The following is a 24817-nucleotide window of genomic DNA, read 5'->3' on the forward strand; positions in this document are numbered from 1 at the left end:
GCATGGGTAATTAAACAAACCAAAATTACCCGCTGCTTACATCATTACTCTATTTAAGGATATTCCGTAACTTTTACCACAATTCATTGTTAATCAATTATTAAAGTAAACCAATGAGCCAAAACGATATCGGGCGTATAGCAAACTACATCAGGCACTTGCGCGAAACCAAAAACTACTCGCAGGAGTATATGGCTGCCAAGATGAGGATGAGCCAGAACTCATATAGCAAAATTGAGCTCAACTATTCAAAACTTACCGTTGATCGGCTCATCCAGATTGCCCGATTGTTGGATATCGACCCCGGTACTTTGATATCTGCCTGCGAATACGAAAGAGAGAAAGCTGCCTGACAGGCACATTATATACATCCAATTAAAAACAAACACCATGGGATTAGGAGCACCAGAGATCATTCTGATATTAGTAGCAATTTTATTATTGTTTGGCGGTAAAAAAATACCCGAAATGATGAAAGGCCTTGGCAAAGGCATGAAAGAATTTAAAGATGCCCAAAATGGCGAGGTTGCAGAACCGGTTCGCGTTCAGGCAAACACCGCTGAAACGAAAGAATAGTTGAAGATATTGGTACTATCCATACGGTAGTACCAATATTACATACGATTGTGAATATTTCAGTGCAAAAGTCATAAAGCGTTTTCTATCGGAAAGCGCATATTTTATCGTTTTTTAGTTTCTTTGATAATATCATCGAACAAAAAATGGATCTAAATCAGATATATCCTCTTATTGTACCACGTAGTTATTACAGCGAAGGCAGTTGGGAACTACCACATCAGCAATTTTACAATAAACAATTTTTGCTTACCTGGGTCTTTTTTACCGGATCAGGAGTCATGTCCTACATTACAAAAGAGCAATTTGTGGTATTAAATGAAAATCATAGTGGCTGGCAGCAAACCTCTTTTGAAAACTTACGGCATTCAATCACTGACAAAGAGAATTTTTTCACACATCATGCTACCGGAAGTGATGGCAAGACGATAATCTTTCTGGCCTTTGTACATGGTGATGGTATTGGTTCGAGCCGCATCTTACTTTCGAATGAATTAAGTAATATATTTCCCAATGGATATCAGGTTGCATTACCCGATAGGAGCGTTGGCATTGTTGTGCCCAATGGAATAAATTTACAAGAAATGAAGGAGGTGAAGCAAATGACTAATGATATGTATAAAAAAGCTACAACTCCGATGTCAGGCCAGGTGTATAACTCTGAATGGTTTTCGCTGCCTGAAAAATGGTTGATGCCGGTAGATAAAGATTTCGCATCAGCATTGATCAATCAAAGCCGGGAAACAATAGGTAAATAATCACAAACCTTGATTTCATTGACATTGCGCCATATTCTGTCACATTTTTATGTCATTTAGCCCGTTTAACAATTAGCTAATATAACAGGGGTAGGTTCGGGGTAAAATTCATTTACCCCGAATATGACTTTAAAAAATCAGATCCTGCAAAAGCTAATTATCCGGTTTGGCGCAATGGCTATCGCAAGCTGTATCAGCTTTTCGGCCTCGGCACAAACAACAAAACATGTTAATCCATTTACCGCTAAACCGGTTGCCGCCCCGGCTCCGGTAGTCAGCCTTACAGATGGTGTTTGGCTTAAAGGCGAGCTGCATATGCACTCCAGGCATAGCAAAGAATCATCAAACAATTCCATCGCCAAAATAATCGCTTTTTGTAAATCAGTAGGGATTGATTACCTCGCCATAACCGATCATGATAATCATGTGGATGGCGATGTAGCCCATAACACCTGGGCCGATCCCGAATTTAAATCCGATTCTGTATTACTACTTTATGCTGCCGAGTGGACAACCACCCGCGGGCATGGCAACGCTTTTTCGGCCAAACCGTATGATCATCAGCAACTGTACGATGTACGCGATCAGCGCGATACCGTAGTAGGGCGCATTAAAAATAAGCTGGGGATCCACCTTTCGGCCAATCACCCAAGCGGTAAAGACCACTTTGGCTATTCGTACGATATGGTTAACTCTATCGAGGTATGGAACTCGGCCATTTGGTCAAAAAATGCCAATGCCATCATGATCTGGGACGATATGCTATCATCGGGCCGCAAGCTTACAGGTAGGGGAGGGAGCGATGCTCATCACGGAGTACCTGTGGGAGATGAAAAACCGGGTCCTAATACCTATCAATCCAAAGCCAATTATGCCGGTACGCCTACCACCTGGGTATTTGCCAAAAAACGTACTGTGCAAGCTGTGATTGACGCGTTAACTAATGGCAGGGTATCTATAAGCAGCAATCCATACGCCCCGAGGGTTGAGTTTTATGCCGATTTAAACGGCGATAATAAAATGGATGCCATGATGGGCGATAATGTTAAGGCAACCGGCAAAGCCGTTAAATTTAATGTGAAATTAACGGGCAGCAGTATAAAGGATACCAGCTACACCATAAACGTGGTAAAAAACGGTAACCCTTTCGGTACTTTTAAAATGGATGGTAAAACGCCTGTAATTGAATTTACCGATACACCGGTATTAACAGGCCGTACTTATTACAGGGTTACGGTTGAAGGGCCATCTACCCCATATCCGCAGGTGCCGCAATCGGCCGCTTTGAGTGGGAATATGGTTGGGTTATCAAATCCTATCTGCTTTAACTTCGATCCAAACTTTTAAAATATGTATAAAAAGAAAAGCCGCACACGAGCTTACTGTGTACGGCTTTAGCATATATAACTATTAACAAAAAGAACGAAGCTTCAATTTTGATATATTTGGAGGTGTAGGTTCCGTGAATTGTTTCGGATAATATCTTAATATAATAACAGATAATCTGCTTATAGTTTACTTAGTGCATCATCAAACAGATGAGTGTTTATACACCTGTCTCGGTTTGATAATGCTTTGGTTTCGGTTAACTATAATTTAGCAGGTTAATAAACTTAAGGAGAGATTTTCATCTCCCCTTAAGTTCAAGATCTGGTTATTATTTGTGTTTGATGGTTTCTTCAACAACACGGTAACCACCGCCTCCTAAATATTGATAATTCAGGATGAAGCTTTTGGTTGCAGGATCGTATGTGTTAGTTTTGCCAGCAACCGGTAATAACGGTTGGGTTGCGCTAACGTTACCAGAAACGGTTACCTCGTTGGTAGCCTCGTTTACAGTTAAGGTCATTGAACCGCCAATATCGCCAATTTCAGTACTTACAGCAGTTGCTCCGGCTGTAGTAAGGGTTTTATCCCTGTCAATAGCACGGTCGCCTGCGGTAGGGTGGTGGAAAGTACCGGTTGAGTGGTATGCACCATCGTACTTGTTTTTAATAGCAAAGAAAGTGTATAAAGTATCTTTGCTTGCTGCGTGTACAGTTAAACCGGCCGCATCGGTAATTGTATATGCTAAGGCATATTTTTTGGTAAGATCAAATTTGCTGCCATCAAGTTTAATGGTGAAGTAGTTCTGGAAGTCGCCAGGAGCAAATTTAGCTGATAAATTACCACCAGTACCTGCAGTAACTTTAGTGCTGCTTATTGTGTAAAGGCTTGTTGGCAACAATTCGTACGCGGTGCCATTATCGTCGTTGTATTTAGTGATAGCATCTGGAAGTGATTTTAAGGTCACCGTTTGTTCTTTTTGCAGATCGGCAGAGCTTTTTGCATCACGTTTTATCGAAAATACATCTACCGTTTTAATGTTGGTAAACGGATCGAAGAAGTGAGATTGTTCCATTCCATCGGGAAAACCGATGAATGATAAGCCGTTATTTAAAGCCTGACCGCCAGCTTTATCGGCAGGGCTTTCTTTTCTACAGCTCGAAAAAGCTAATGTAGAGCAGATGCCTGCAACAAGTAAATATTTAAATGATATATTCTTTTTCATGTTGTGTCTCAATTTAAAAATGATTATTTACCACCATCCCACCAAACGCGGGTATCTTGCGTATCAGCACCCATACGTGCTACAGCAGCGTTAACATTTGCTGTGTTGGTTGCGTACTCAACAGGCGCGTAAACATAACGCCTAACAATTTGCTTTGATGAGTTTGTAGCATCCGGGGCAGGGATAAGCACAGGGAACCCTGATTTACGCCAGATATCCCATGCCATGTGTCCATCAGGGTAGCTCGCTACCCAACGCTGGGTTGATATGGTTTGGATGCTTGGATCAGCACCAAATTGACTTGAGAACGAAACAGGTACTGTAGTACCCAGGCCCCACTGATCAAATGAAGTAGATAAGCCGCTATCAAAATCGGTTTTAGCGCTTTCAGAAAGCCAGCCTAATTTTGCAGCCTCTGCTCTGGCCATCCATACTTCGGCAGCAGTGATGATATTAACAGAACCGGTTTCGGTACGGAAATCACCACGTAATACGCGGGCCCATTTAGGGTTAGCATCAGTAAACGCGGTTACACTTAATCGGGCCAAACCGTAAGGTACACCAATGCTTGATGTGAGTACGTTGCCTGCTAACTCGCTTTCGCCACCAAACGCAGCCTGACGGGGATCGCTGGTGCTTGCAGTATAATCTGTAAGGGTTTTTGATTCAGCAAAATCTTTACGTCCGTTATACAAGCTCCACCAAGGGCTTTTAAATGAGCTGCCCGGATATTTAACTGTAAAGTTTTGACCTTTTGAAGTTATAACGCCCGAAGCAACGGCTTCTTTTACACTTGTTGATGCTAAGGCAGCTACTTCAGATTTGTTTGACATCTGCACTGCTATAAGCAATTTCAAAGAGTTTGCCATGCGTTTCCATGAGTCAACGTCGCCGCTATAAATAACGTCACCGTTTATAGCCGAACCATCAAAAGAATTGATAGCGGTAGTTAGCGCGCTGATCATGCCTTTGTAGATATCAGCCTGCGAATCATATTTAGGCAGGATGTTGTCAGCACCTTGTAGTGCCTGACTGTATGGCACATCGCCCCAGGTATCGGTTACTTCCCAAAAAATGTATTGCTGCAAAATTTTTGCAACGTTTACCATGTTTTTAGTTGGAGCCAATTTTATAATAACCTGCAGGTTGTTCAGGTTACTGCTGTAATGGCCGGTAAATGATGCCTGAGGTAAGTTATAAAGTGAGGTACCTGAGTATTGTGTTTCTGTAAAATATTGCGCGTACTGACCACCTGCCATTGGCTCACCGTTGGTTGAAGCGTAACCGCCGAGATTGTTTTCCACGTTGGTTAATAAAGCCCCGGGGATAGGCGTTACAGTAGCTCCGGGGTTGTTGTTTACATCACCGAAGTCTTTAACTTTATTGCAGCCGGCTCCAAAAATGGTAAGCGCACCTGCTATTGTATATAAATATATCTTTTTCATTTTGTGTCTCTGATTATCGTTGATCTTAGAACGTTACCCTTAAGTTAAAACCAATACCTCTTGTTCCTGGATACTGGGCAGTTTCGCCCTGTGTTGCAGTGATTTCTGATGGATCAAAATCTTTCGATTTAGCGTAGATAAGTAACAGGTTACGACCGGTTAACTCAAATCTTGCCGATTGAAGTGTTTTGCCTAAGCCCCAACGTTTAACAGGTAAGTTGTAACCAAATGCAACCTCACGAAGTTTGATGAAGGTTAAATCGTAAACATAAGGATCGTATGTTTTGTTGTTGGTTAAGCCCTGGTAGTATGATTTTGCATCAACATAATAAGTAACAGGGTTGTTGCTTGCATCAACACCGGTAACTTTAACACCACCGCCATCAGCAACAGGATCACGAACCGACATGCCTTTATCATTAAGTGCAGCAGTGTTGGCAGTTAAGCCGCTATACTGACCCCAACGGTTTGATAGCGAAACAAATTTGCCACCAAATTGATAATCCATGTTTACATTCAGGATGAAGTCTTTAAAGAAAGTGAACGAGTTTTGCAAACCACCTGTATATTTTGGAAGCGCGCTACCATAATATACATCAGGGTTGTTTTGGTACATACCAGATGAAGTAAGGATTGGAACGCCATCAGCATTACGCTTAATACCGTTTCCATAAATCTGGCCCCACCACTTGCCTTTTTGCATGATAAGGGTAGGCATATCTGTACCAACACCCCAAACACCGGCAACGTTGATACGGGTTACACCATATTTATCGCTGATCTCTTCAACAGTATTGTCAAGCAATTGAGCAAAGTTAGCATTGATGCTCCAGCTAAAGTTTGTGGTTTTAATAGGGGTACCACCAGCCATTAACTCAATACCTTTTCTTTTAATCAAACCTACGTTAGTTTGAATGCTGCTTACGCTGCTCGCCGCGTTAACCTGGATTGAGGTTGGGAAATCTTTATCTTTTGCTGAGTAGTAAGTTGCGCCAAAAGTAGCCCTGTCATTAAAGAAACCAAGGTTTAAGCCCATCTCAACTGTAGTAGTTGTACTACCATGCAGGTTTGGATCAACAAAGTTTGATGGAGCTGTTTGTAACAGGTTACCGCCAAATTTGTTGTTATTTACACCGTAAAGTGTGTTGTTAACGTAAGCACCAAAGGTTTCGGTGTTAGTACCAAGCGCCCTTGGGATCTGGCCCCATGAAGCACGTACTTTACCAAAGCTCAACCAATCTTTAAAGCCAGGTAATAATTCGCTGAATACAAATGAGCTACCTACCGATTTTGATTGTACCGAGTTGGCACCGTTTGCTTCGGCCAGTGTTGAAAACCAGTCGTTACGGAAAGTTCCATCTACATAAAGGAATGATTTGTAGCCGATAGACGCTTTAATGAAAGCCGCACGGTATTGCTCCTGGATACGATTGTTGGAGAACGCAATAGGATCTATCGAGTTGCTTAAGCTGTAAAAATCCGGGATACTTAAGCCATTTTGAGTGCTTTGAGAGTTGTCTTTATAAACGTAGTTATAAATATCGGTACCAGCATTTGCGTTAATATGGAAATCTTTGATCTGCTTGTTATAGCTTAACAAGGTTTCGTAGTTTTCGCGGTTTTGGTAAGAGTTAAAAGTGCTGTATGCAGCTTTTTGACCTGTTTGCGTACCACTTGCCTGAATTTCTGACGAAACACGACCTTCATTCCATGTGTTTTGCTGGTTACGACGGTAGGTAACCTTGAAATTCAAATCTTTATTAAAGTTGTACTGGAAGTAAAGAGCACCGTAAAAGCGATCGCGTTGATTTACGTTTTGCCATTGTTTTTGCCACATGTAAGGGTTATACCAGTAGTTACCAGCATAAAACGCACCTGGGTTTGAAGCATCGTACGAGTTAGGGTTTTGGTGGTTCCAGCTTACATAAGTGCCGTCTGGCGACCTTAAATCCTGTAACTCTTTCATTATGCCCATGTCAAGATCACGGTGAAACCACGAGTTGAATGAACCGCTTGAAGCGCTGGCGTAATCATCATTGATCTGACCGCTGATTTTTTGGCCGATGTAATTGATGTTAGCACCTACAGTGAAGTGTTTGTTTAGATCATAGTTTACGTTGATGTTGAAGATGTTTTTGTTCAACTTGGTTTGAGGTACAATACCAGTTTGGTTTTGGTTGTTGTACGACATCCTGAAGTTATAATCATCACCTGCTTTTGAAAATGCAACGTTGTTATTCAAAGAAACGCCTGTTTGGAAAAAGTCTTTAGCGTTATCTGGCTGTGGTGTCCATTTTGCGGTTTTGAATGAATATTTTGTACCGGCAGCCCATGCATACCATGGAATATATTCCTGACCAACCATTTTTGGTCCCCAGCTGCTGTCGTCGGTATAATCCGGATAGTATTTCCCGTCAAGGGCTCTCCAACCTTCAGGATCACCATCTTTATAGTGGTACTGAATGAAATCGGCAGAAGCACCACCACCGTATGAGTTTTGGTAGTTAGGCAAAATGTAAGCTTTATCAAAGTTTGCACCAATGTTGAACTCAATGCCAACACCTTTGTTCTTTTTGCCTTTTTTACTTGTCATTACGATAGCGCCGTAAGCACCTTGCGAACCGAATTGTGCAGAAGCTGCCGGACCCTCAAGTACGCTTGTTGATTCCATATCGTCCGGATTGATATCATCCGAGTTTGGAACGATAGTACCATCAACTACATAAAGCGGGTTGTTGCCCGAGCCAAAACCAACAGCACCGCGAAGACGGATGTTAGTATTGCGGCCTAAAGCTGCCGATGATTGGCTACGTACCTGAATACCTGCAACCTTACCTGCCAAAGCGTTGTTTAAGTTGGGTTGGCGGATAGTGTTTAGATCTTCAGCCTTTACTACTTGTGCAGCATAGGAGGCCGACCTTGAAGACTGTTTGGTGCCGTAAGCACCGGCAATAACAACCTCTGATAGTTTGTTAGCTGCGCTTTCTAATGTAACGGATATCGGACCGTCTCCAATTTCTACACTTTTGCTAGTGTAACCGATAAAACTAAAGCTTAACGTTTTAGCTGAAGAAGGCACATTTAATACGAATTGACCGTTCGCATTTGTTTGTGTGCCTACGGTTGTGCCTACAACCCTTACGGATACGCCTGGGAGCGGCAATCCATCATCCTTAGAAGTTACCCGGCCGGTAACTGTTTTGTTTTGTGCCTGTACCACACTAATGAATAGCATGAACAAACACCAGCTTGCGAGTAGGAGTTTTTTCATTATTAAAAATCAGTTTTAGTTAATACCCAAAACTACATTTTTTGTAATAAAAAGGAAATAAATTTAAAAAAAGTGTAAAAAAAAGTTATATATATTAATATATATCCAAAATTGCCGATAAAACATTTTACCCTTTTTTATTTGACGATTATTTGACGTTGGTTTTACATCAATTTTACATGAAGTTTTAATGAATAAAAGCAAGTTTTGGTAGCCGGTTTAGGTGAAAAAGGTGATTTTGGCATAGATATTATTAATAAGTGGCCCTTTTTAGCCCAAAGTAACAAGAATGTGGCAAAAATCTGTTATTAGTGTGATAAATGAGAAAATTTTTGTGATTTGGATGGGTAGGGGGTGGATGCAGGATGGTGCTTGTTTATTATTTTGTAACAGAAATGTTATGTTTTTGTGTATTGAAGCGATTTTTTGTGGTAAAACCTTTTATCTTTTAAATCGCTGTAATATTTATTGTGCTGTTTTTGCGTTGTTTTTTAGGTTTTTGTAAAATATTATAAAACTTGAATGTTTGTTATTTATTTTATTTTTTAATATTTTTTAATTATTATTTCCAATTTTATATTCTTGCGGCGATTTTATTGCTGCCATTTTCTTAAATAAGACGCATGTAAATGCGAGATTGTTGCAGATTTTTTATTTTTTTTTCCGGCAGAGCTTTAAAACTGCCAAAAAGCGTCTTTGGTTGATTGGGTATTTTTAACAAAACATACATTCTGTTGAAAATATTTCATCTCAGTGTTGTTTATGTTGATTTTTCGATGGCTAAAGTAGGTTTTGTGTAAGTGTTTTTGCGTTTTTAACCAAAATGAAGCAGTATTTGGTCTGCGTTTTTAGGTTTTTTATGCTTTGCTACCTAAATAACCCGGCGGTAGGTGTCATTATGGAGTAGTTATTAAACGCAATGGTTAAAAAAAATAGTAAGTAAATGGTTGTTTAGCCCCATTCAATAACTAAATAAGCTATATCCTGATCTTTTCATGTTGAGATCTTAGTTTTAAAACTCTTCGGTAAATCCATTCATTATTTATACCTGGTTGCGATATCACGTAACGAAGCTGACGTAACGATTGATCAGCTGTGGTGCTTACGCGCCGTACAATGTCGTTTTTAGTGTTTGTTAAAAAAAATGGGGTTACGGGTATAATTAAAGTGAGCAGGAAAATTGGGCTGGCGGTTGGTTTATGGTGGTGCCCCATATGAGATACCGTGCATGATCTGTTATCAGATGTTGTGGCTATATCTTTTCTTACCGAAACTGTTTTGTCTGTAAAATAGCCCGATCGTACTTGTTCCGTATTAGTTAAACTGTTTGCGCTATAATATTGGTTCAATTTTACTTGTTTATCTATCCCGCGCGGAGCCAAAAGGGCTATAGGGATGGCTTTAACACACAAATTGTTTTGTTTATCTCCGCCTAAGGAGGTTATGATCTCGAAACGAGGCTCAACACTACGTTTTATAGTACACTCGGTGGCCGCCTTGGGCGTTTGGGGCGAGGGTGGTTTGGGTACGGGAAAAAAAAACTCCCTTTCGGTAGTGTTGCTGTTAGTTAATGCTGTTATGCAAAACACCATTATTATAATTGTACAGATAATATAGTACATGATTGTAGTGCTTATAGGTTATAATAGCAGGCCCCGCTTACTTTAGGTGTTGGTTTTGCCCTGGTAATGCCCGCGTATTGTTAATTGGTTTTATTGATACAATTTTAGCGAGGCAAAAAAAGCTGTACAATACAAAGCAGTTGGTATTTCTGCTCCCGCGGATAAAGCATAGATTTACATCGTTAATACCAATTAAATGACAGCCCCAAAACTATCAGTGATCATTGCGGATGATCATACTTTATTTATAAACGGACTTTGCATGTTGCTACAGAGCGAGCCGGGTATTGAGGTGCTAAATGTAGCAGCCAACGGTAAAGAGGTTTTGCAACTGCTACACGGCAACCAGATTCCTGATCTGGTACTGCTTGATATCAATATGCCGGGTATTAATGGTTTTGAAGTGCTTAAGCGCATTAGGGCGTACTATCCCAAAGTTAAAGTGATCATGCTATCTACCTATAATGAAGAGCATTTAATTGAAAAGGCCAAAACCGAGGGGGCAAACGGGTACTTATTTAAAAACGCCGAAAAGGAAGAGTTATTAACCGTGATGCGCAATGTAAACAACGGTGAGTTTTGCTTTCCTCATAAAAAAGAAGTTGCCAATTCGGGATTTAACGAGCCCGATCTGTTTTTAAAGCAATTTCAGCTTACCAAACGCGAATTGGAGCTGCTGCAGTTTATCAAGCAAAACTATACCAATCAGCAAATGGCAGATCATCTGCACCTGAGCATTTATACTGTTGAAACGCACAGGAAAAACATAATGCAAAAGCTAAATCTTAAAAACCCGGTAGAACTTACCCGGTTTATCCTGCAACATAACTTATAGGGGTTTACTACCGAGCGGGATATACACCGATACCAATGTGCCTTTTCCAGGTTCGGATATAAACTCAACCTTACCTTTTAAAAAGTTAATGCGCGATTTAAGGTTGTTTAACCCCATGCCGCTGTAAACCTCAGGATTGCCGGTATCAAATCCTTTTCCATTATCTTCAATTGTAAGGCTGATATCTTCATCGGTTCGTATTAATGAAATATCAAGCCTATCGGCATTGGCGTGTTTCATCACATTGTTAATACTCTCCTGCAATACCCTGTATAAAATGATCTCGGTAGTGTCATCAAAAGGTGCGTCGAAACCTTTGCTGAAAAAGTTGAAGGCTATGAGGCCGGTATCTATATTGGCTATAAATTGTTTAATTACCTGCGCCAGCCCGGTTTTGTGCAATGCCCATGGCATCATATTGTGCGATATGGTGCGTACTTCTTTAAAACCATGATCAACCAGGTCTATCGCTTTTTTAAACCGGTTTTTCTGATCGTCGTTAGCAAAGGGCAGTTCATCGCCAATTACGGTTAAATTGATCTTAGCTGCCGACATGATTTGGCTCACACTATCATGAAGGTCTTGGGCAATTCGCCTCCGTTCGCTTTCTTCGGTTGCAATTATAGCCTGCATGGCCGCGTTGCGTTGTCGTAACCTAAGTTGCTTGTAATATAAAACACCGGCAAACAGCATTAGCAGGATAAAGATGAAAATGCCTGCCATCCAATAATTACGTTTGGTTATTTCAAACTGCTGCTTTAGTACCTGATCTTCCCGTTGCGTTATCTCGTATTTGGTTTGCAGCTCATCAACTGTTTTTGAATCGGCACTGTTACTTAGCGCATTTAAGGCCATGTGCTTTTTTAAATAAACAAGCGATTGCTGATAATCGCCTTGTTGTTCAAACAGATCGGCAATTTCATTTGCCGCGCTGCTTTGTATATCGGTATAGTGAATTTGGGCTGCAAATTGTAAGCTGTTTTGCAACGCGTTGAGCGCCGGGCCGTACATCCTTTTATTTTTATATAAAATGCCCAGGTTAAAGTAATTGATGGATAGGGCAAGGGTATCGTTTAGCGATCGTTTGGTTTCGATGGTTTTTAAGATCTCGGCTTCGGTTTCATTTTTTTGCTTGATGCTGCCCATCACATCGCCCATAAAATTGTGGCTGTAAGCTTCGGATGTGTTTTCTTTGGTTTTTTCTGCAAGCGTTAACGAATCGCTGATATCAAAAGATTGCCTGAAAAGGCTCAACGCTTCGTGGTAATTTCCGGTAGTTTCATATAACGATGCAAGCTGGCTTAGCGCTGCCATAAATTGCTGGCGCGAACCTGTTTTAGGAGCAACAGATAAAGCCTTATTATAAAGCTCAATAGCTTTGTTATGATTTTTTAACTTAATAAAGCAATTTGCAAGTTCGGTATATTGAGTGCTTAATGAATCTTGATTATGTAGCCCCCAAAAGGCTTCGGTAGCTGCATTGTAATAATGGGCGGCCGAATCGTTTCGACCTCCCTGGTAGTAGCAGTTTCCTATAGTTTTTAATAAAAAAGCGGCCGTTGCTTGCTTTTTTAATTGTGAGGCAAGGCCTAAACCTTTTACCGCAATAGGAATAAGATCTGTTTGTGTTTTTGGCGATGACCGGTCAATGATAAGCGTGATGGCTTTAAGCCGGTTTTGTGCCGATGATTTGCCGGATACTATTTCTTTTAAACTATCAATGTTTTGACCGAAACATGGCAGCATGGCCAAACCCAGCAAAAGTGATAATATATATTTCATGTACAGGGATATGGCCCGGCTAAAGTTAACAAATTGCATGTTACCTTCAAATAGTTGGGATATTGCCGGTGTTAAATGGTCTCGGTGTATTGATCTAAGAAATGACCATGATGAGCGCCGATAGGATAGCCAATACAAAAAATACTATTTGGCGCTGCTTTGCACCTAATATGTTGGGGATACGTCCTGTGCCTTTAAGTTTATTAAATTTGTATTTATACATAGTTGATAAACCAACAAAGGTTAATGATACACAGCCTAACAGGTAATTTAAATTACTTTCCATGATCTTGTTGTTTTAAGTAAAAACCCGGAGAATAATTTGCCTTAGTGTTTTGCCTATTGCAAAGTTTATTTAGCCGGATGTTTTGGTTTAATTTGATAAAGCAATTTTAGCGAGTACTTGAAGGGTGCACAATACAAAGCAGTTGGTATTTTAACGTCGTGCCTTAAGTCTTAGCTTTACAAAGTATTTATAAGGGGCTATCCTATGGGTTTTTCTGAAAGCACTTTCGGGGATAATGGTAATACCTGCCATTAAAGCTGCGCGGCTGTCAATTGATAAAAAGAATTAACTTTAAATACCCGGCAACGGGTAAGTTTACGGAAAGCATTTAACCGTTATTAATTTCCATAATTTGTAACCTGTTTAACCTTTAACGTATAAGTACAAAACCGCCCGGTTTATAACATAAACCACAATGATTAATTAATGAAAACACCATATATGTTTCGTCAACCTGAAAGGATCAGAGGCCGAAATAGATTGATACCAATTTTACTTTTGGCAGCTATGGCCGTTTGCGCCAATCGAACGGTAGCTCAAACACGTAATAACCAGTCCGACTGGAATGTGCCGCCGCCTTTAACCCCCGGCACTATTAATAAAGGTAATGCCAATAAAAGCGGGGCGGCCAATAAACAGGCGTCCCTAAACATTACCGATGTTCAGGTAGTTTCGCAGCCCGCGGTTTCGCCAGTACAGGCTCCTGTACTGGCGGCGATATCAACAACGCCGCCGCCGGTAAGTACGCCCGACCTGCCAGTGATAACCGGCCTGCCCGGTTTGCCGCCAATTCCTTCGCCAGATGCTCCAGAAGCGCCGCCTTTGCCCAAGCAAAATGTTAAAGATGCCTCGGTTACATCATCTACATTAATTGATTTACCGCTTCCCGAATCGCCCGAATTACCACCCGCCCCTGTTGCGCCAACACCTTCGTCAGTGTCGGCAACTTCAAAAGGCTCCATACCGGTAATGCCTGGCGTTTTCGACGCGTTTCCGCTTTCTTTAAATCCGGAAGATGTTGCGCCATGGTCGGTACCGCTAATTCCGGAAAGCATAACCTTTAAACTGGTAATGCCTGCCGATGATAAAAGCACCAGACCAAACAACAAAGCAACAAAAGGAAGTAAATCTCACGCTCCGCGAAGGAAATAATACAATGGCATAATGAGGTTGTAAAAACCGGCATTATCACAAAGTCATCAAAATGAAAACTACCCCAACCGAGTTAAAATATATATTGATCGTCCTTGCCGTTTTTATTAGTGGCTTTACCTACGGGCAAGTTAGGTTTAAGCAGGGAGATGAATTTCAACGACAGATCATTGCAAAATCAAATTGCGTTTTACAACGCGGCAGCCAAACGCTGCATGTTAGTTCTGTTTCAATAGCAACTAAAAGCTATAAAGTAACCGAGGCCTCCGAACGGGGAGCATCCCTTACTATAAGCACCGATAAATTGATCGATACCATTAACGCCATGAATCAGAACATGGTTTATCATTCGGGCCGACCTATCGATCCAAATTCAATTATCCAAACAGGTTTGCAAAAAATAGTGAACGCGCAGGCAAGCGTTTCTGTAAATAACAAAGGTGATATCCTAACTGTTAAGAGGCCTGTTGCAGCAAGTGATACCTTGTTGTCATTTGCGGGTATCCAACCCGAAAATTTGGTTACCGGCAACACTTTGCAGTTTATGGTTAATTTTACGATAAACCCATCGCTTAAAAAAGGATATACCTGGAAAGCCACAACAGCAAACGCCGAAACCAATTACACTATTTACGCTATCAGCAGTTTAACAACAACTATTACTTATAAGGTATCTGTTTTAGGCGGAAGTTTAAACAGCCGTATTAATGGTACTATGCTGATAGATAATAATACCGGCGTGGTGTTAAAACGCTATTCGCAAAGTGTATCTACCGGGTACGAAATGGTTAATGGTGTAGTTTATACCGCTACCCGCCGTACAGCGGTTACCGAGATCAGCAATAAAAAATAGTAACTCTACTATATAAGCCATGCGAAGTTCCAAAATACTTTGCATGGCTACTTCTGTACTTCGCGATAATGGGTGTTAACTAAGAAAGCACGTTTTCTCTCTGTTTCTTTATTATTGCCTCTTTATTCTCATCTCTTTATTCTTGCTTCTTCGTTTCTGCCTTTCTGCTCTCTTCAATATCCAATAATTCAATAAACGACAATTTTAAGCTACTACATTATTATTTAAGTTTCATATGGGTTAAATAATGAAATAATATGTACTTATACGTAAATTATTAAAGCGGTATATATACGCTTGAACTGCCTTACTGCCCCCGCTACCTTTACATAGAAAATGATACCCCGGGAATTTCATTTTAGTATTAAACCAACAAACCTAAAACGGAACCATTTAAAAAGATCAACCCAAATGGTTAATGTTTTTTGATTTACTGTTTGAGTACTCGAAATGTGGAAATCAGCTACCACACAAAAAAACGGGTCTACCTGTAAAGGCAGTATTGCAGGGGCGTAATCCGAAAAGCCAAACGAGTAGGAAAAACACACATCTAAATCATGGCAACAATTAATGTACTAATCGCTGTAGACGGCGCTTCATTAGCCTCACAAGTAGCAGACGGTAGCCTTTCAGCAGGCTCTGCGGGTTCACCAACCAATTTGGGTTCGTATACCACATCAGACGTTTATATATCAATGATAGCACCCAACAGCTATGTAACCAACGGCACCCAGGGCGACTCGGAATTACAGATCAGCGCCAACGGTGGTGACACTGTTGAGTGGGCAATAACCACATTTGATAACAATTTTGATCAAACGCCTTATTTGTACGGTTCATCGTTTAATCCATCAAGTGCTATCAACACTCCGTTATCATATGCCAGCGGCCAGGCTTATTCTTATTTAGCTACCGGTAATCCGCCGGCAAGTACTCCAACTAAATTCATTAACCAGGTAAGTACCGTATCTGGCACTATACTGCAAATTGGCGTTACCATTCAGTATACCTTGTCGTTTACATTGGTAAATAATTCAAACGGGCAGATTATCGGCTACTTTCTTTGGGACCCATTTATTAAAGTTAATTAAGCGGAGGCATCCGGTTATTTAAAAACCGTTATAAACCTATCTCTTATCATTTACCTCAATAGGCTGTTTAAAGGCTTACTTGAAACAGGGGTTAACAAAACGGGGCTGCCTTTTTATAAGGTAGCCCCGTTGTTAGTTTAATTTAAAATTCTCTAATTATTCTTCAAACCTATCCTATGGTTAGTGTAATCAGTAAGGTATTCATTGCTGATGAAAAAATCCAGGCTAAAAATAGTACGTGTATCGCCCGTATTGTTAGGGTTTTGCACCTCGGTGAGGTTAGCTGTGCTTGTTGTGGTGTAAGTATAAGTAAAGCCCTGGTTGGTGGTTATGGTTACTGTTGAATTTGTTGGCAGGGCACCTATAGCGTTAGTAGCCGTTTTATCTTCAATTACGGTGGTTGATGGGGTGCCGGTATCAAAAAGGATATTGCCCGAAATTGTTTTGCCGCTGTAGGCTATCGTAGCAGGTATATTTGGCGAATATCCACCGGTTTGGAATTTTGTAAGCCCATGCATGATGAAGCCCGATGATGACAGATCGGTACTTTTAAGCCCGATAGTTAACAGATCGGAAACATAATTCCCTGCCGAACTAAACATGCTTTTATTTAATGTAGCCAATTTAAAACCACTGGTAAGGTTGCTGCCCGTGACGAAATTTTGCAGGGGACTTTGTATTTCGCTGGTGACATAACTTGTGCCTGGGCCAACTCCGAAAACATCGCTGGAGTGGGCTGTTAACTGGTTTCCGTCGCCATCAACTATTTTGTAATAAAGGAAAAACGGTACCCTTTTTAGGGTAAGGTTACCAAGTTGATCGCCGATGGTGATGTTTGCGTAGGCAAGGTTACCATATTCCTTAGTCGAACTGATGTTATCACCGAAACTAATGGTCCCTGTTTTTTTTGTAACGGTGATGCCGCTAACTACTACCGAGTCACCGGTAACCTGGATCCCAGATGATGTGATCATTGATGCAGGTAAAATGCCGGTGGCATCTAATGTCATGCCCGATGAGCCTGTATCAAACACCGTATAATAGGTGACTGTTTTGGTGCCCACCTGTGTAACTGGCAAAAAGATACGTTTATTTACCCCACTGGAGTATTCATACAAGCCCAATGTAACCGGGTTTACGGTTGCAACTTGTGGCGTTGTGGTTTTATCTTTTTTACAGGAATTAAAAATTAAAATGATCAATAAACAACCCAATAATTTTGGTGCTGATAGTAAATGTTTTGTTGCCATATAAATCCGTTATAACGGTCAATAATAAATACGGGATAAGGCCTCCAATAGTTGTTTTCAAAAATATAATAAGTTTATTGTACAAAAGTCATCAATCGACGAACAAAAAAATTGACTCGATTAATTCCTGCTATACAGCGCATTTAACGCATCAATGCATTTACTATTATAGTAAATGGGTGGTTTCTTTAATAATATCCATTACAAAGGTGCTTTTTGAATGGCCTATACCTTTAACCTCGCTCAACTTGTTCACAAAAAACGAGTGGTAGCTATCCATACTTTCGGATACTATTTTGAGCATAAAGTCAAAATCGCCAGAGATATTGTAGCATTCAATAACCTCATCAAATTCAAGCACGGCGTTAATGAAATCGGCACCGGCCTTGCGGCTGTGTTCACGCAGGGTCACCATGCAGAGTACCATAATACGTTTGTTAAGTATGCGCTTATCTAATATGGCGGTGTAGCGCTTTATCGCGCCGGATTTTTCCAGGCGCTTGATCCTTTCGTGGGTTGGGGTAGGGCTGAGGTTTATTTTTACGGCTATCTCGCGCACGGTTAGTTTGGCGTCGTGTTCCAGCAGGCGTAAAATTTCACGGTCTTTTTCATCAAGCTGGATACCTGCTTTTTCTTGTTCTGTTTGGGCTGACATAATTTAAGGATGATGATATGTTTGTTCTTTTAAATGACGCTTTGTTTTTGTTTTGTTCCAAATTTACAATAAATAATGTTGTTAATTTCTACTGGTATAGTTTTGTAAGGACAAAATGGGTATAATATGACATTGAAGAAGAACAGCATCCTGATCATCGCCTCGTTGGCGGTATTTGTCGAAGCGTTGGATATAGCTATTATTAACCTCACCATTCCTGCAATTCAGAAACAGTTTTTAGTGAGTAACGATCGGGTACAATGGTTGCAAACTTTATATGTGTTGCTGTATGGCGGTTTCCTGATCATCGGTGGCAAACTATCGGATGTTAAAGGGCCGAGGCAAACGTTCATCGCGGGCGCTATATTGTTCCTGCTTACCTCGTTAAGCGCAGGCTTGTCCGGTACATTTTTAATGCTGGCCTTATCAAGGGCGGCGCAGGGTTTAGCGGCGGCGCTCATCATGCCATCAGCACTTTCAATAGTAACGCACACTTTTGTTGAAGAGCGGGAGCGGAGCAAAGCTATAGGCATCTTCAGTTCGTTCGCGGCAGTTGGTTCGGGGAGCGGGTTATCAATAGGAGGCATCATCAGCACTTATCTGGGTTGGCATTGGGTTTTCCTGATGAATGTGCCTATACTGGCTGTCATTATTGTATTAGGCTGGTTTTACCTTGCCGATGATGCGCCCAAGCAAAAACAACCATCACCAGATCTGTTTTCAGGCCTGTTATTGGTTGCCGGGTTGCTGATGCTGAGTTACGGTGTACATCAATTGGGCGATATTGAAGAGCAATATTCGGTTATTGTATTTTGCGGTTTAGGTGTAGCATTATGTATGAGGATATTGTATCTCAGGCTAACCCGCCGTGATAATCCTCTTATTGATCTGAAGGTTTTTAGCACGCCATCTATCATCACGGCCAACGGTGTTTTTATATTACTGGGTGCGTTTTTTACAGGGTATTTATTTGTGATCTCGCTGTTGATGCAAAAGGATCTGCATTACAGTTCTGCAAAGGCGGGGCTACTGTTGGTGCCGTTCAGCATACTATCGGCGGTTGTGGCCAAATTTATGCTTCCGAGCATTATGAAGCGTCTCTCTACAGAACAAACCGGCCTATTGGGCATGGTTTGTATGCTATGCGGCGGACTGGTTTTAATTGGCGCTGTTTTAGCCGGGTACTCGCTTCCTTTGCTGTTATTATCTGCCGCGTTTATATCCGGTTTAGGGATGACCATCTGCTTTACGAGTTTATCGGTACTTGCTGTAAAAAATATCCCGAAACAGCATTATGGCCTGGCATCAAGCATGGGCACAACCACTTACTTTTTAGGGGCGGGGGTAGGCCTGTCGATACTTACCTTGTTTATGGATAAGGGTAATGCCGGTGCTTCGGTAAGTGTTTTATCATTGGCTATACTGGCTGTTTACGCGCTTATTGGTTTGCTTTGGCTCATCATCTACCAAACAAAAAATGCGGCAAGCAAAGCTGAGGCCCCATTAGAGGTATTACAAAGCCTGCATGATGTTTTTTAACTGGTGAACATGCCTTTGGGTATGATAGCAAACCAGGTAAAGCCATTCCAGTTTGGTCATTTTGCCAAGCATGGGTACTTCAACACTGGTGCAGAGGGCAAACAGATCTTGAGTATCTATGACCTCCTTTATTTGAGGGATAACGACTTCCAATGCAGCTATCACTTCCGCTTTTTTATGCGGGTCATTTGAGGGGACAATATTAGGGGCCGATTTATATCGGGCATTAAAATCAAGAAAAATATCTTTCAGCGTTTGTTCCTTTTCGGCAGGATCTCGTTGTACGGCTTCGGTGTTGCCCGCAAACAATGGCGGTATGCCCACTACCGATTTAAATACATGCTCAGCTACCTGCCCCGCTGTCCAGCTGGTTTCTGTTGGTTTAATGTTGATCTGCTCCGGGCGTATGTCGGCCAGGGTATTTAACAGGGAAGAAGCTGTTTTTTCAAATTCGGCTTTTATAGTTGCGCGGGCTTGTTCCTGATTGTTGGCTATTGATGAAGTTTCCATAATGTTTTGATGTTTGTTGATACAAATGTCGATGGAAAAACAAGTGGCTTTGCCTTAGTGTTTGTGCCATATTGAGGGGGCTTTTGCGACACGTGAAGTTTCATTCCGCGCGGAGACGCTAAGGCACAAAGGTTTTGTGTTATCGCTGTTTTGCACTAAACCTTCTTTTATTACACCTGTAATTGAATAACACTAACTGTTTTTTAGTGTTTGAGCAGAAGTTTATAGTAGGATACTTCGATGATGAAAAAAAATTAGCATCAAAAATTTTGCTAATGAGTATGTTACGAAATTGTAAGGAAATTCTTTGAAAAAAAATTTTGCAACTTGATTTAAAATCCTACTTTTGCACACCCAATCAGGGAGACGGGATGTAGCGTAGCCCGGTATCGCGCCACATTTGGGATGTGGAGGCCGCAGGTTCGAATCCTGCCATCCCGACTAAAGCGATACCAAGTATCAAAAACCCTTTAAATCGAAAGTTTAAAGGGTTTTATTTTCTGATTGGGAAGAATGAAATACCCGGCGAAAGCCAAACGGGATGTAGCGTAGCCCGGTATCGCGCCACATTTGGGATGTGGAGGCCGCAGGTTCGAATCCTGCCATCCCGACTAAAGCGATACCAAGTAAAAAGCCTTTCAAAGTAATTTGAGAGGCTTTTTTGTTTTTACCTCAATTTTTTCAAGTTATATCAAAAAAAATGTACCCTATTCGGTGCGCTAAATCTCTTTTTGTTTTTTAATGCAGAAGTATTCTTAAATAAATGATAATCAATTTGTTATTTATTTACTTTGATTGATTTTGCTGCCCTTTGTAGTGTTCCAAATAAACGGGCAAATCGCTCAGCCTGGGATACGTTTGATAGAGTTTTGTAACACGACTATTTTTTGCCTGTCAAAAATTACAGTAACAATAAGGTTGCTATCAAGCTTTAAAAAAATGGAAAAATTAACAAACAAAGTAGCCGTAATAACAGGCGGTAGTAGTGGTATCGGTTTAGCAACAGCTAAAGAATTTATTGCAAATGGAGCAAAGGTTGTCATCTTCGGGCGAGATCAACAGGCACTTGACGAAGCGACAAAAGAGCTGGGTGCTCAGAGTTGCGGGATTCAAGGCGATGTAAATGATCTTTCTGATCTGGAAAAATTATACACCGAAACAAAATCAAAATTTGGCGGAATAGATATCGTTTTTGTAAACGTAGGACAAGGAAAACTGGCACCAATTGCCGACACATCAGAAACCTTTTTCGACGACATGATCAGTGTAAACCTAAAAGGGGCGTATTTTTCTTTGCAAAAGGCTATTGCACACTTAAACCCAAACGCTTCTGTAATTATTACTACCTCCTGGTTAAATGAAATTGGCTTTGGTGGAAGTAGTTTATTGAGTGCCAGCAAAGCTGCGCTCCGTTCAGTTGTACGCGTTGCAGGTGCCGAACTTGCACCGAGGGGAATAAGGGTAAATGCGGTAAGTCCAGGCCCGATAGGAACGCCTTTTTGGGGCAAAATTGGATTGCCGGATGATATTCTGCAAGGTGCTGCCGAAGCAATAACCAACCAAACAGCACTAAAAAGATTTGGACAGCCGGAAGAAGTGGCAAAAGCAGTATTATTCCTTGCTTCAAGTGATGCCTCGTATATTACAGGGCATGAAATAGCGGTAGATGGCGGTATAAATCAAATTTAATGTATAAAATAGCCAGCTGTAAACGTTATCGTTTCCAGTTGGCTTTATCTTATCATATGGACAATCCTTTTCAACTCAATTATACCGATCAGGTGGATTCAGACCTGGTTAAATTGGCTGTTAGTGGCGATAAAAAGGCGTTACAAAATTTGATCATCAGGCATCAGATATTTATATATAATCTTGCCTTAAAAATGACAAAGAGTGTTGAAGATGCGGAAGATTTAACGCAGGAAGTATTTATTAAGGCCATTACGGCTTTGACTAAATTTGAAGGCAAAAGCAAATTCAGGACCTGGCTTTACCGAATTACGGTAAATCATTTTTTAAACACTAAAAATAGTAAGGCTAAATTACAAACAACTGATTTTGAAACCTACTTTGATTCGATTGATAAGATTCCTGATCATACCCTTACAACTAATGAACAAAATGAGCTTGCCGGATCAATAGAAGAGATCAGGATCAATTGCACAGCAGGAATGCTGCTCTGCCTCGACAGAGAACAAAGAATGATCTATATTCTTGGAGAAATGTTTGAAATTGATCACAATTTAGGTTCTGAAATTTTAGGGATCTCGGCAGGTAATTTTCGGATCCGTTTAATGAGAGCAAGGCAGGATTTATATAATTGGATGAATGAAAGATGTGGATTAGTAAATAAGGCCAACCCATGCAGGTGTGCGAAAAAGACACGGGCATACATTGAAGCAGGTTTTGTAGACCCTAACAATTTGGTGTTCAATACCCGTTATAAGAAAAAAATTTACGACGTATCAGCACACAACGCCTTGCCAATTTCACATACAATTGAAGACTTAAACAAGGATGTTTTTCAGCAACACCCCTTACAAGAGCCGGTTAGTTCCCAAAAAATAGTTGAAGAGATTTTCAATAACGATTTCATCAAATTAATTTTAAACACCTAAGTTAAACTGAAGGGATCGTATAACACTCTCTTAGCGCCTTCGCTGGTTGTTTTGTTGGTTTGACGTATTCTTCACTAAAAATCTATTTGTAATAGAGGTTGATCAACTTGCTTGCTTTATTACGGCGCAAATTCTTTCTGTACAGCATACGCCTTCGTTTTCCAAAAATCCACTGTATAGCGACAATTGTCCATTTAGAAAAATATGTAGGAGCAAGAAATTTGCGCCCAACAATTTAAAATAATCAATAAATGAAAAATTCAGAAAAAACATTCGTGCTGGTGCATGCGGCATGGCACGGTGCATGGTCATTTGATAAGACCAAGAAAATATTAGAAGAATCAGGCGCGAAAGTAATTACTTTCGACTTGCCTGGACATGGCAAGGACAAGACTGAAATCAAAGATGTTTCGCTTGAAGCCTATGTTCAAAAAGTTAAAAATGAGATCCTGAAACTGGATGGACCCGTTGTTTTGGTAGGGCACAGTTTAGCAGGGTTCGTAGTTGCGCAGGTAGCAGAAGAGATACCTGAAAAAATTGAAAAACTGGTATTCATATCTGCTATGATCCCGTACGAAGGAAAAACTGTGTTTGATATAGTTAATGCCGATACAGAAAGCCAGCTTTTGCAAAACCTGATCTTTGCAGAAGACAAGAGTTGGGCTACTGTAAATGAGGAAACCCTTAAAAATGTAGTGTACAATAAAGCCTCTGCTCAGCAAATCGCGGAAGCTGCACCAAATTTAGTGCATCAGGCCACCCAGCCATTTTTTGCGGCAGTTGAAACCACTGCAAATGCTTTTGGTAAAATTGACAAAACATATATCGTTTGTGAGCACGATAAGGTTCTTTCACAAACGGCACAACGAAATTTAATTGAACAAATTGGCATTGGTAAGTCGCTTTCACTTAGTACCGGGCACGTACCCAATGTTGAAAATCCTGATGCATTAGCGCAGGCAATTTTAAATTCGTAATGCGGCAACAAGTTTGAACTCTTAATTGAAAGTATTCAGGCTGTTAAGACTTATTGAATAACTTGTTTTTAATTAAAAAGGGGAAGGTTTTCTATTTTGTTAGCCTTCTCCTTTTACAATATTTATCAGATGGATCAAATAGGTACACATACCATCATCAATGAACAAAACGGAAATCTTGCTTTTAAAATCATTTCATTTATTGACAATTCTCATTTCGATTATTTCCAAAGAAATAATTTTCACACTTTAGTTTTAATCAATACAGGTGAGGGAGAATTAATAACAAACTTTGGAAGTTTTGCAATTGACAAAAACTCGGTTCTTGCCTTTTCCCCATATGAACCGTTCATGATAAAAGGCAAACATTGCAAGGGCGTTGCAATTCAGTTCCATTCGGATTTTTTCTGCATTAACAAACATCAGGCTGAAGTTACCTGCGACGGAATATTGTTTAACAATGTACATCAGGTTCCGGTTTTTAAAATTGATGATGCAATCAAACGGCTTTTTGACGACACTTTTTTGAAAATATCCAATGAGATCAACAATGCAACTTACGGGCATTTTGAAATGCTGATTTCTTATCTAAAGATCATCTTGATTACTGCTTCCCGTATTAAAGCAACACTGGTCCCTGAGAGTGTTTCAAGATCGAAAACCGATTTAGACCTACTTCAAGACTTAAAGAAGTTAATCGAAGATAATTTTAGAACAGAACATTTTGCAGATTTTTACGCTAAAAAATTGTTTACGACTCCAAAAGGCCTGGGTTCTATTTTAAAAAAGCATTATTCCAGAAACTTTAGCCAGATGATCAGTGAAAGAATTGTTATTGAGGCAAAGCGCGAATTATATTTGACCAACAAATCAACCAAAGAAATAGCATTTGATCTGGGTTTTAATGACGAGCATTATTTCAGTAGGTTTTTCAAAAAAAATTGCAGTATTACCACTCAAGAATATCGGGAAACAGTAGGGTTTGGGAAAAATCAAAGCTGCAATGGGATACTGGTTTAATTATGCAAAACCGCCCCAAAAATATG

Annotated in this window: 22 protein-coding genes and 2 tRNA genes; 15 read left to right on the forward strand and 9 right to left on the reverse strand. The window is 40.5% G+C overall.

Translation table 11 applies throughout. The features are described 5' to 3' along the window. The first annotated feature begins 113 nt into the window (after positions 1 to 113). From AAFN85_RS05220 to AAFN85_RS05235, 4 genes are all read left to right on the forward strand, one after another. The gene (locus AAFN85_RS05220) at positions 114 to 353 is read left to right on the forward strand and encodes a helix-turn-helix transcriptional regulator (RefSeq protein WP_347525932.1); all 240 of its coding nucleotides are present in this window, start codon (positions 114 to 116) and stop codon (positions 351 to 353) included. A 37-nt stretch (positions 354 to 390) separates the two neighbouring features. Further along, entirely contained in the window at positions 391 to 576 is a 186-nt protein-coding gene (gene tatA, locus AAFN85_RS05225) for a twin-arginine translocase TatA/TatE family subunit (RefSeq protein WP_347525933.1), read from the forward strand. Positions 577 to 722: 146 nt separating this feature from the next. After that, positions 723 to 1334, forward strand: coding sequence for a hypothetical protein (locus tag AAFN85_RS05230; protein ID WP_347525934.1), 612 nt, complete (start codon positions 723 to 725; stop codon positions 1332 to 1334). Between the two features lie 123 nt (positions 1335 to 1457). Next, positions 1458 to 2681 (forward strand): CehA/McbA family metallohydrolase, encoded by a 1224-nt coding sequence (locus AAFN85_RS05235; protein ID WP_347525935.1) that lies wholly within the window; start codon positions 1458 to 1460, stop codon positions 2679 to 2681. Positions 2682 to 2991: 310 nt separating this feature from the next. Here AAFN85_RS05235 and AAFN85_RS05240 read toward each other — a convergent pair whose 3' ends face one another. The 4 genes from AAFN85_RS05240 to AAFN85_RS05255 all read right to left on the reverse strand — a co-directional run bounded on the left by AAFN85_RS05240 (position 2992) and on the right by AAFN85_RS05255 (position 10223). Then, positions 2992 to 3885 (reverse strand): DUF1735 domain-containing protein, encoded by an 894-nt coding sequence (locus AAFN85_RS05240; RefSeq protein ID WP_347525936.1) that lies wholly within the window; start codon positions 3883 to 3885, stop codon positions 2992 to 2994. Positions 3886 to 3908: 23 nt separating this feature from the next. Then, positions 3909 to 5330 carry a SusD/RagB family nutrient-binding outer membrane lipoprotein gene (locus tag AAFN85_RS05245; RefSeq protein ID WP_347525937.1) on the reverse strand — a complete coding sequence of 474 codons (1422 nt, stop codon included), beginning with the start codon at positions 5328 to 5330 and terminating at the stop codon, positions 3909 to 3911. A 25-nt stretch (positions 5331 to 5355) separates the two neighbouring features. After that, positions 5356 to 8601 (reverse strand): SusC/RagA family TonB-linked outer membrane protein, encoded by a 3246-nt coding sequence (locus AAFN85_RS05250; RefSeq protein WP_347525938.1) that lies wholly within the window; start codon positions 8599 to 8601, stop codon positions 5356 to 5358. A 977-nt stretch (positions 8602 to 9578) separates the two neighbouring features. Continuing rightward, entirely contained in the window at positions 9579 to 10223 is a 645-nt protein-coding gene (locus AAFN85_RS05255; RefSeq protein WP_347525939.1) for a hypothetical protein, read from the reverse strand. A 196-nt stretch (positions 10224 to 10419) separates the two neighbouring features. On the opposite strand from AAFN85_RS05255, the gene AAFN85_RS05260 reads away from it, so the two are divergent. After that, complete coding sequence (locus AAFN85_RS05260) at positions 10420 to 11058, forward strand: response regulator transcription factor (protein WP_347525940.1); 639 nt, start codon at positions 10420 to 10422, stop codon at positions 11056 to 11058. Here the strand turns inward: AAFN85_RS05260 and AAFN85_RS05265 are convergent. Together AAFN85_RS05265 and AAFN85_RS05270 are read right to left on the reverse strand one after the other, a co-directional pair. Beyond that, entirely contained in the window at positions 11053 to 12840 is a 1788-nt protein-coding gene (locus AAFN85_RS05265) for a sensor histidine kinase (RefSeq protein WP_347525941.1), read from the reverse strand. The genes AAFN85_RS05260 and AAFN85_RS05265 overlap by 6 nt on opposite strands. A 94-nt stretch (positions 12841 to 12934) precedes the next feature. Then, positions 12935 to 13126, reverse strand: coding sequence for a hypothetical protein (locus tag AAFN85_RS05270; RefSeq protein WP_347525942.1), 192 nt, complete (start codon positions 13124 to 13126; stop codon positions 12935 to 12937). Positions 13127 to 13606: 480 nt separating this feature from the next. On the opposite strand from AAFN85_RS05270, the gene AAFN85_RS05275 reads away from it, so the two are divergent. From AAFN85_RS05275 to AAFN85_RS05285, 3 genes are all read left to right on the forward strand, one after another. Beyond that, on the forward strand, positions 13607 to 14278 hold the full coding sequence (locus AAFN85_RS05275; RefSeq protein WP_347525943.1) for a hypothetical protein: 672 nt from the start codon (positions 13607 to 13609) through the stop codon (positions 14276 to 14278). Positions 14279 to 14330: 52 nt separating this feature from the next. Beyond that, positions 14331 to 15131, forward strand: a complete 801-nt coding sequence (locus tag AAFN85_RS05280) for a hypothetical protein (protein ID WP_347525944.1) — start codon at positions 14331 to 14333, stop codon at positions 15129 to 15131. Positions 15132 to 15688: 557 nt separating this feature from the next. Further along, positions 15689 to 16222: an AidA/PixA family protein gene (locus AAFN85_RS05285; RefSeq protein ID WP_347525945.1), complete on the forward strand. Its 534-nt coding sequence runs from the start codon at positions 15689 to 15691 to the stop codon at positions 16220 to 16222. Between the two features lie 152 nt (positions 16223 to 16374). Here AAFN85_RS05285 and AAFN85_RS05290 read toward each other — a convergent pair whose 3' ends face one another. Together AAFN85_RS05290 and AAFN85_RS05295 are read right to left on the reverse strand one after the other, a co-directional pair. Then, positions 16375 to 17472 (reverse strand): hypothetical protein, encoded by a 1098-nt coding sequence (locus AAFN85_RS05290; protein WP_347525946.1) that lies wholly within the window; start codon positions 17470 to 17472, stop codon positions 16375 to 16377. A gap of 166 nt (positions 17473 to 17638) precedes the next feature. Then, positions 17639 to 18127, reverse strand: a complete 489-nt coding sequence (locus AAFN85_RS05295) for an Lrp/AsnC family transcriptional regulator (protein WP_347525947.1) — start codon at positions 18125 to 18127, stop codon at positions 17639 to 17641. A 126-nt stretch (positions 18128 to 18253) separates the two neighbouring features. Here AAFN85_RS05295 and AAFN85_RS05300 point away from each other — a divergent pair, with 126 nt between their 5' ends. Then, complete coding sequence (locus tag AAFN85_RS05300) at positions 18254 to 19666, forward strand: MFS transporter (protein ID WP_347525948.1); 1413 nt, start codon at positions 18254 to 18256, stop codon at positions 19664 to 19666. Here AAFN85_RS05300 and AAFN85_RS05305 read toward each other — a convergent pair. Beyond that, a complete protein-coding gene (locus AAFN85_RS05305; protein WP_347525949.1) occupies positions 19640 to 20176 on the reverse strand; it encodes a DinB family protein in 537 nt (178 codons plus the stop codon). The two genes, AAFN85_RS05300 and AAFN85_RS05305, sit on opposite strands and share 27 nt — an antisense overlap. A 367-nt stretch (positions 20177 to 20543) precedes the next feature. Here AAFN85_RS05305 and AAFN85_RS05310 point away from each other — a divergent pair. The 6 genes from AAFN85_RS05310 to AAFN85_RS05335 all read left to right on the forward strand — a co-directional run bounded on the left by AAFN85_RS05310 (position 20544) and on the right by AAFN85_RS05335 (position 24791). Beyond that, positions 20544 to 20617, forward strand: a tRNA-Pro gene (locus AAFN85_RS05310). A gap of 96 nt (positions 20618 to 20713) precedes the next feature. Beyond that, a tRNA-Pro gene (locus tag AAFN85_RS05315) sits at positions 20714 to 20787 on the forward strand. Between the two features lie 328 nt (positions 20788 to 21115). Further along, positions 21116 to 21865 carry an SDR family oxidoreductase gene (locus AAFN85_RS05320; RefSeq protein WP_347525950.1) on the forward strand — a complete coding sequence of 250 codons (750 nt, stop codon included), beginning with the start codon at positions 21116 to 21118 and terminating at the stop codon, positions 21863 to 21865. After that, positions 21865 to 22794, forward strand: a complete 930-nt coding sequence (locus AAFN85_RS05325; RefSeq protein WP_347525951.1) for an RNA polymerase sigma factor — start codon at positions 21865 to 21867, stop codon at positions 22792 to 22794. The genes AAFN85_RS05320 and AAFN85_RS05325 overlap by 1 nt, the downstream gene beginning before the upstream one ends. 251 nt (positions 22795 to 23045) lie before the next feature. After that, positions 23046 to 23771, forward strand: a complete 726-nt coding sequence (locus tag AAFN85_RS05330) for an alpha/beta hydrolase (RefSeq protein ID WP_347525952.1) — start codon at positions 23046 to 23048, stop codon at positions 23769 to 23771. Positions 23772 to 23900: 129 nt separating this feature from the next. Then, positions 23901 to 24791 (forward strand): helix-turn-helix domain-containing protein, encoded by an 891-nt coding sequence (locus AAFN85_RS05335; RefSeq protein WP_347525953.1) that lies wholly within the window; start codon positions 23901 to 23903, stop codon positions 24789 to 24791. The last annotated feature ends 26 nt before the right edge of the window (positions 24792 to 24817 follow it).

Source organism: Mucilaginibacter sp. CAU 1740 (assembly GCF_039839285.1).
In the GTDB taxonomy this organism is placed as follows: Bacteria; Bacteroidota; Bacteroidia; order Sphingobacteriales; family Sphingobacteriaceae; genus Mucilaginibacter.

Excerpts from the sequence above, each read along its gene's own strand:
- AAFN85_RS05320 (WP_347525950.1), top strand. The coding sequence starts at position 21,116 with ATGGAAAAATTAACAAACAAAGTAGCCGTAATAACAGGCGGTAGTAGT.
- AAFN85_RS05280 (WP_347525944.1), top strand. The coding sequence starts at position 14,331 with ATGAAAACTACCCCAACCGAGTTAAAATATATATTGATCGTCCTTGCC.
- AAFN85_RS05250 (WP_347525938.1), bottom strand. The coding sequence starts at position 8,601 with ATGAAAAAACTCCTACTCGCAAGCTGGTGTTTGTTCATGCTATTCATT.
- AAFN85_RS05270 (WP_347525942.1), bottom strand. The coding sequence starts at position 13,126 with ATGGAAAGTAATTTAAATTACCTGTTAGGCTGTGTATCATTAACCTTT.
- AAFN85_RS05305 (WP_347525949.1), bottom strand. The coding sequence starts at position 20,176 with ATGGAAACTTCATCAATAGCCAACAATCAGGAACAAGCCCGCGCAACT.
- AAFN85_RS05265 (WP_347525941.1), bottom strand. The coding sequence starts at position 12,840 with ATGAAATATATATTATCACTTTTGCTGGGTTTGGCCATGCTGCCATGT.
- AAFN85_RS05245 (WP_347525937.1), bottom strand. The coding sequence starts at position 5,330 with ATGAAAAAGATATATTTATATACAATAGCAGGTGCGCTTACCATTTTT.
- AAFN85_RS05300 (WP_347525948.1), top strand. The coding sequence starts at position 18,254 with ATGACATTGAAGAAGAACAGCATCCTGATCATCGCCTCGTTGGCGGTA.
- AAFN85_RS05240 (WP_347525936.1), bottom strand. The coding sequence starts at position 3,885 with ATGAAAAAGAATATATCATTTAAATATTTACTTGTTGCAGGCATCTGC.
- AAFN85_RS05260 (WP_347525940.1), top strand. The coding sequence starts at position 10,420 with ATGACAGCCCCAAAACTATCAGTGATCATTGCGGATGATCATACTTTA.
- AAFN85_RS05335 (WP_347525953.1), top strand. The coding sequence starts at position 23,901 with ATGGATCAAATAGGTACACATACCATCATCAATGAACAAAACGGAAAT.
- AAFN85_RS05325 (WP_347525951.1), top strand. The coding sequence starts at position 21,865 with ATGTATAAAATAGCCAGCTGTAAACGTTATCGTTTCCAGTTGGCTTTA.
- AAFN85_RS05230 (WP_347525934.1), top strand. The coding sequence starts at position 723 with ATGGATCTAAATCAGATATATCCTCTTATTGTACCACGTAGTTATTAC.
- AAFN85_RS05285 (WP_347525945.1), top strand. The coding sequence starts at position 15,689 with ATGGCAACAATTAATGTACTAATCGCTGTAGACGGCGCTTCATTAGCC.
- AAFN85_RS05290 (WP_347525946.1), bottom strand. The coding sequence starts at position 17,472 with ATGGCAACAAAACATTTACTATCAGCACCAAAATTATTGGGTTGTTTA.
- tatA (WP_347525933.1), top strand. The coding sequence starts at position 391 with ATGGGATTAGGAGCACCAGAGATCATTCTGATATTAGTAGCAATTTTA.
- AAFN85_RS05330 (WP_347525952.1), top strand. The coding sequence starts at position 23,046 with ATGAAAAATTCAGAAAAAACATTCGTGCTGGTGCATGCGGCATGGCAC.
- AAFN85_RS05295 (WP_347525947.1), bottom strand. The coding sequence starts at position 18,127 with ATGTCAGCCCAAACAGAACAAGAAAAAGCAGGTATCCAGCTTGATGAA.
- AAFN85_RS05235 (WP_347525935.1), top strand. The coding sequence starts at position 1,458 with ATGACTTTAAAAAATCAGATCCTGCAAAAGCTAATTATCCGGTTTGGC.
- AAFN85_RS05220 (WP_347525932.1), top strand. The coding sequence starts at position 114 with ATGAGCCAAAACGATATCGGGCGTATAGCAAACTACATCAGGCACTTG.
- AAFN85_RS05255 (WP_347525939.1), bottom strand. The coding sequence starts at position 10,223 with ATGTACTATATTATCTGTACAATTATAATAATGGTGTTTTGCATAACA.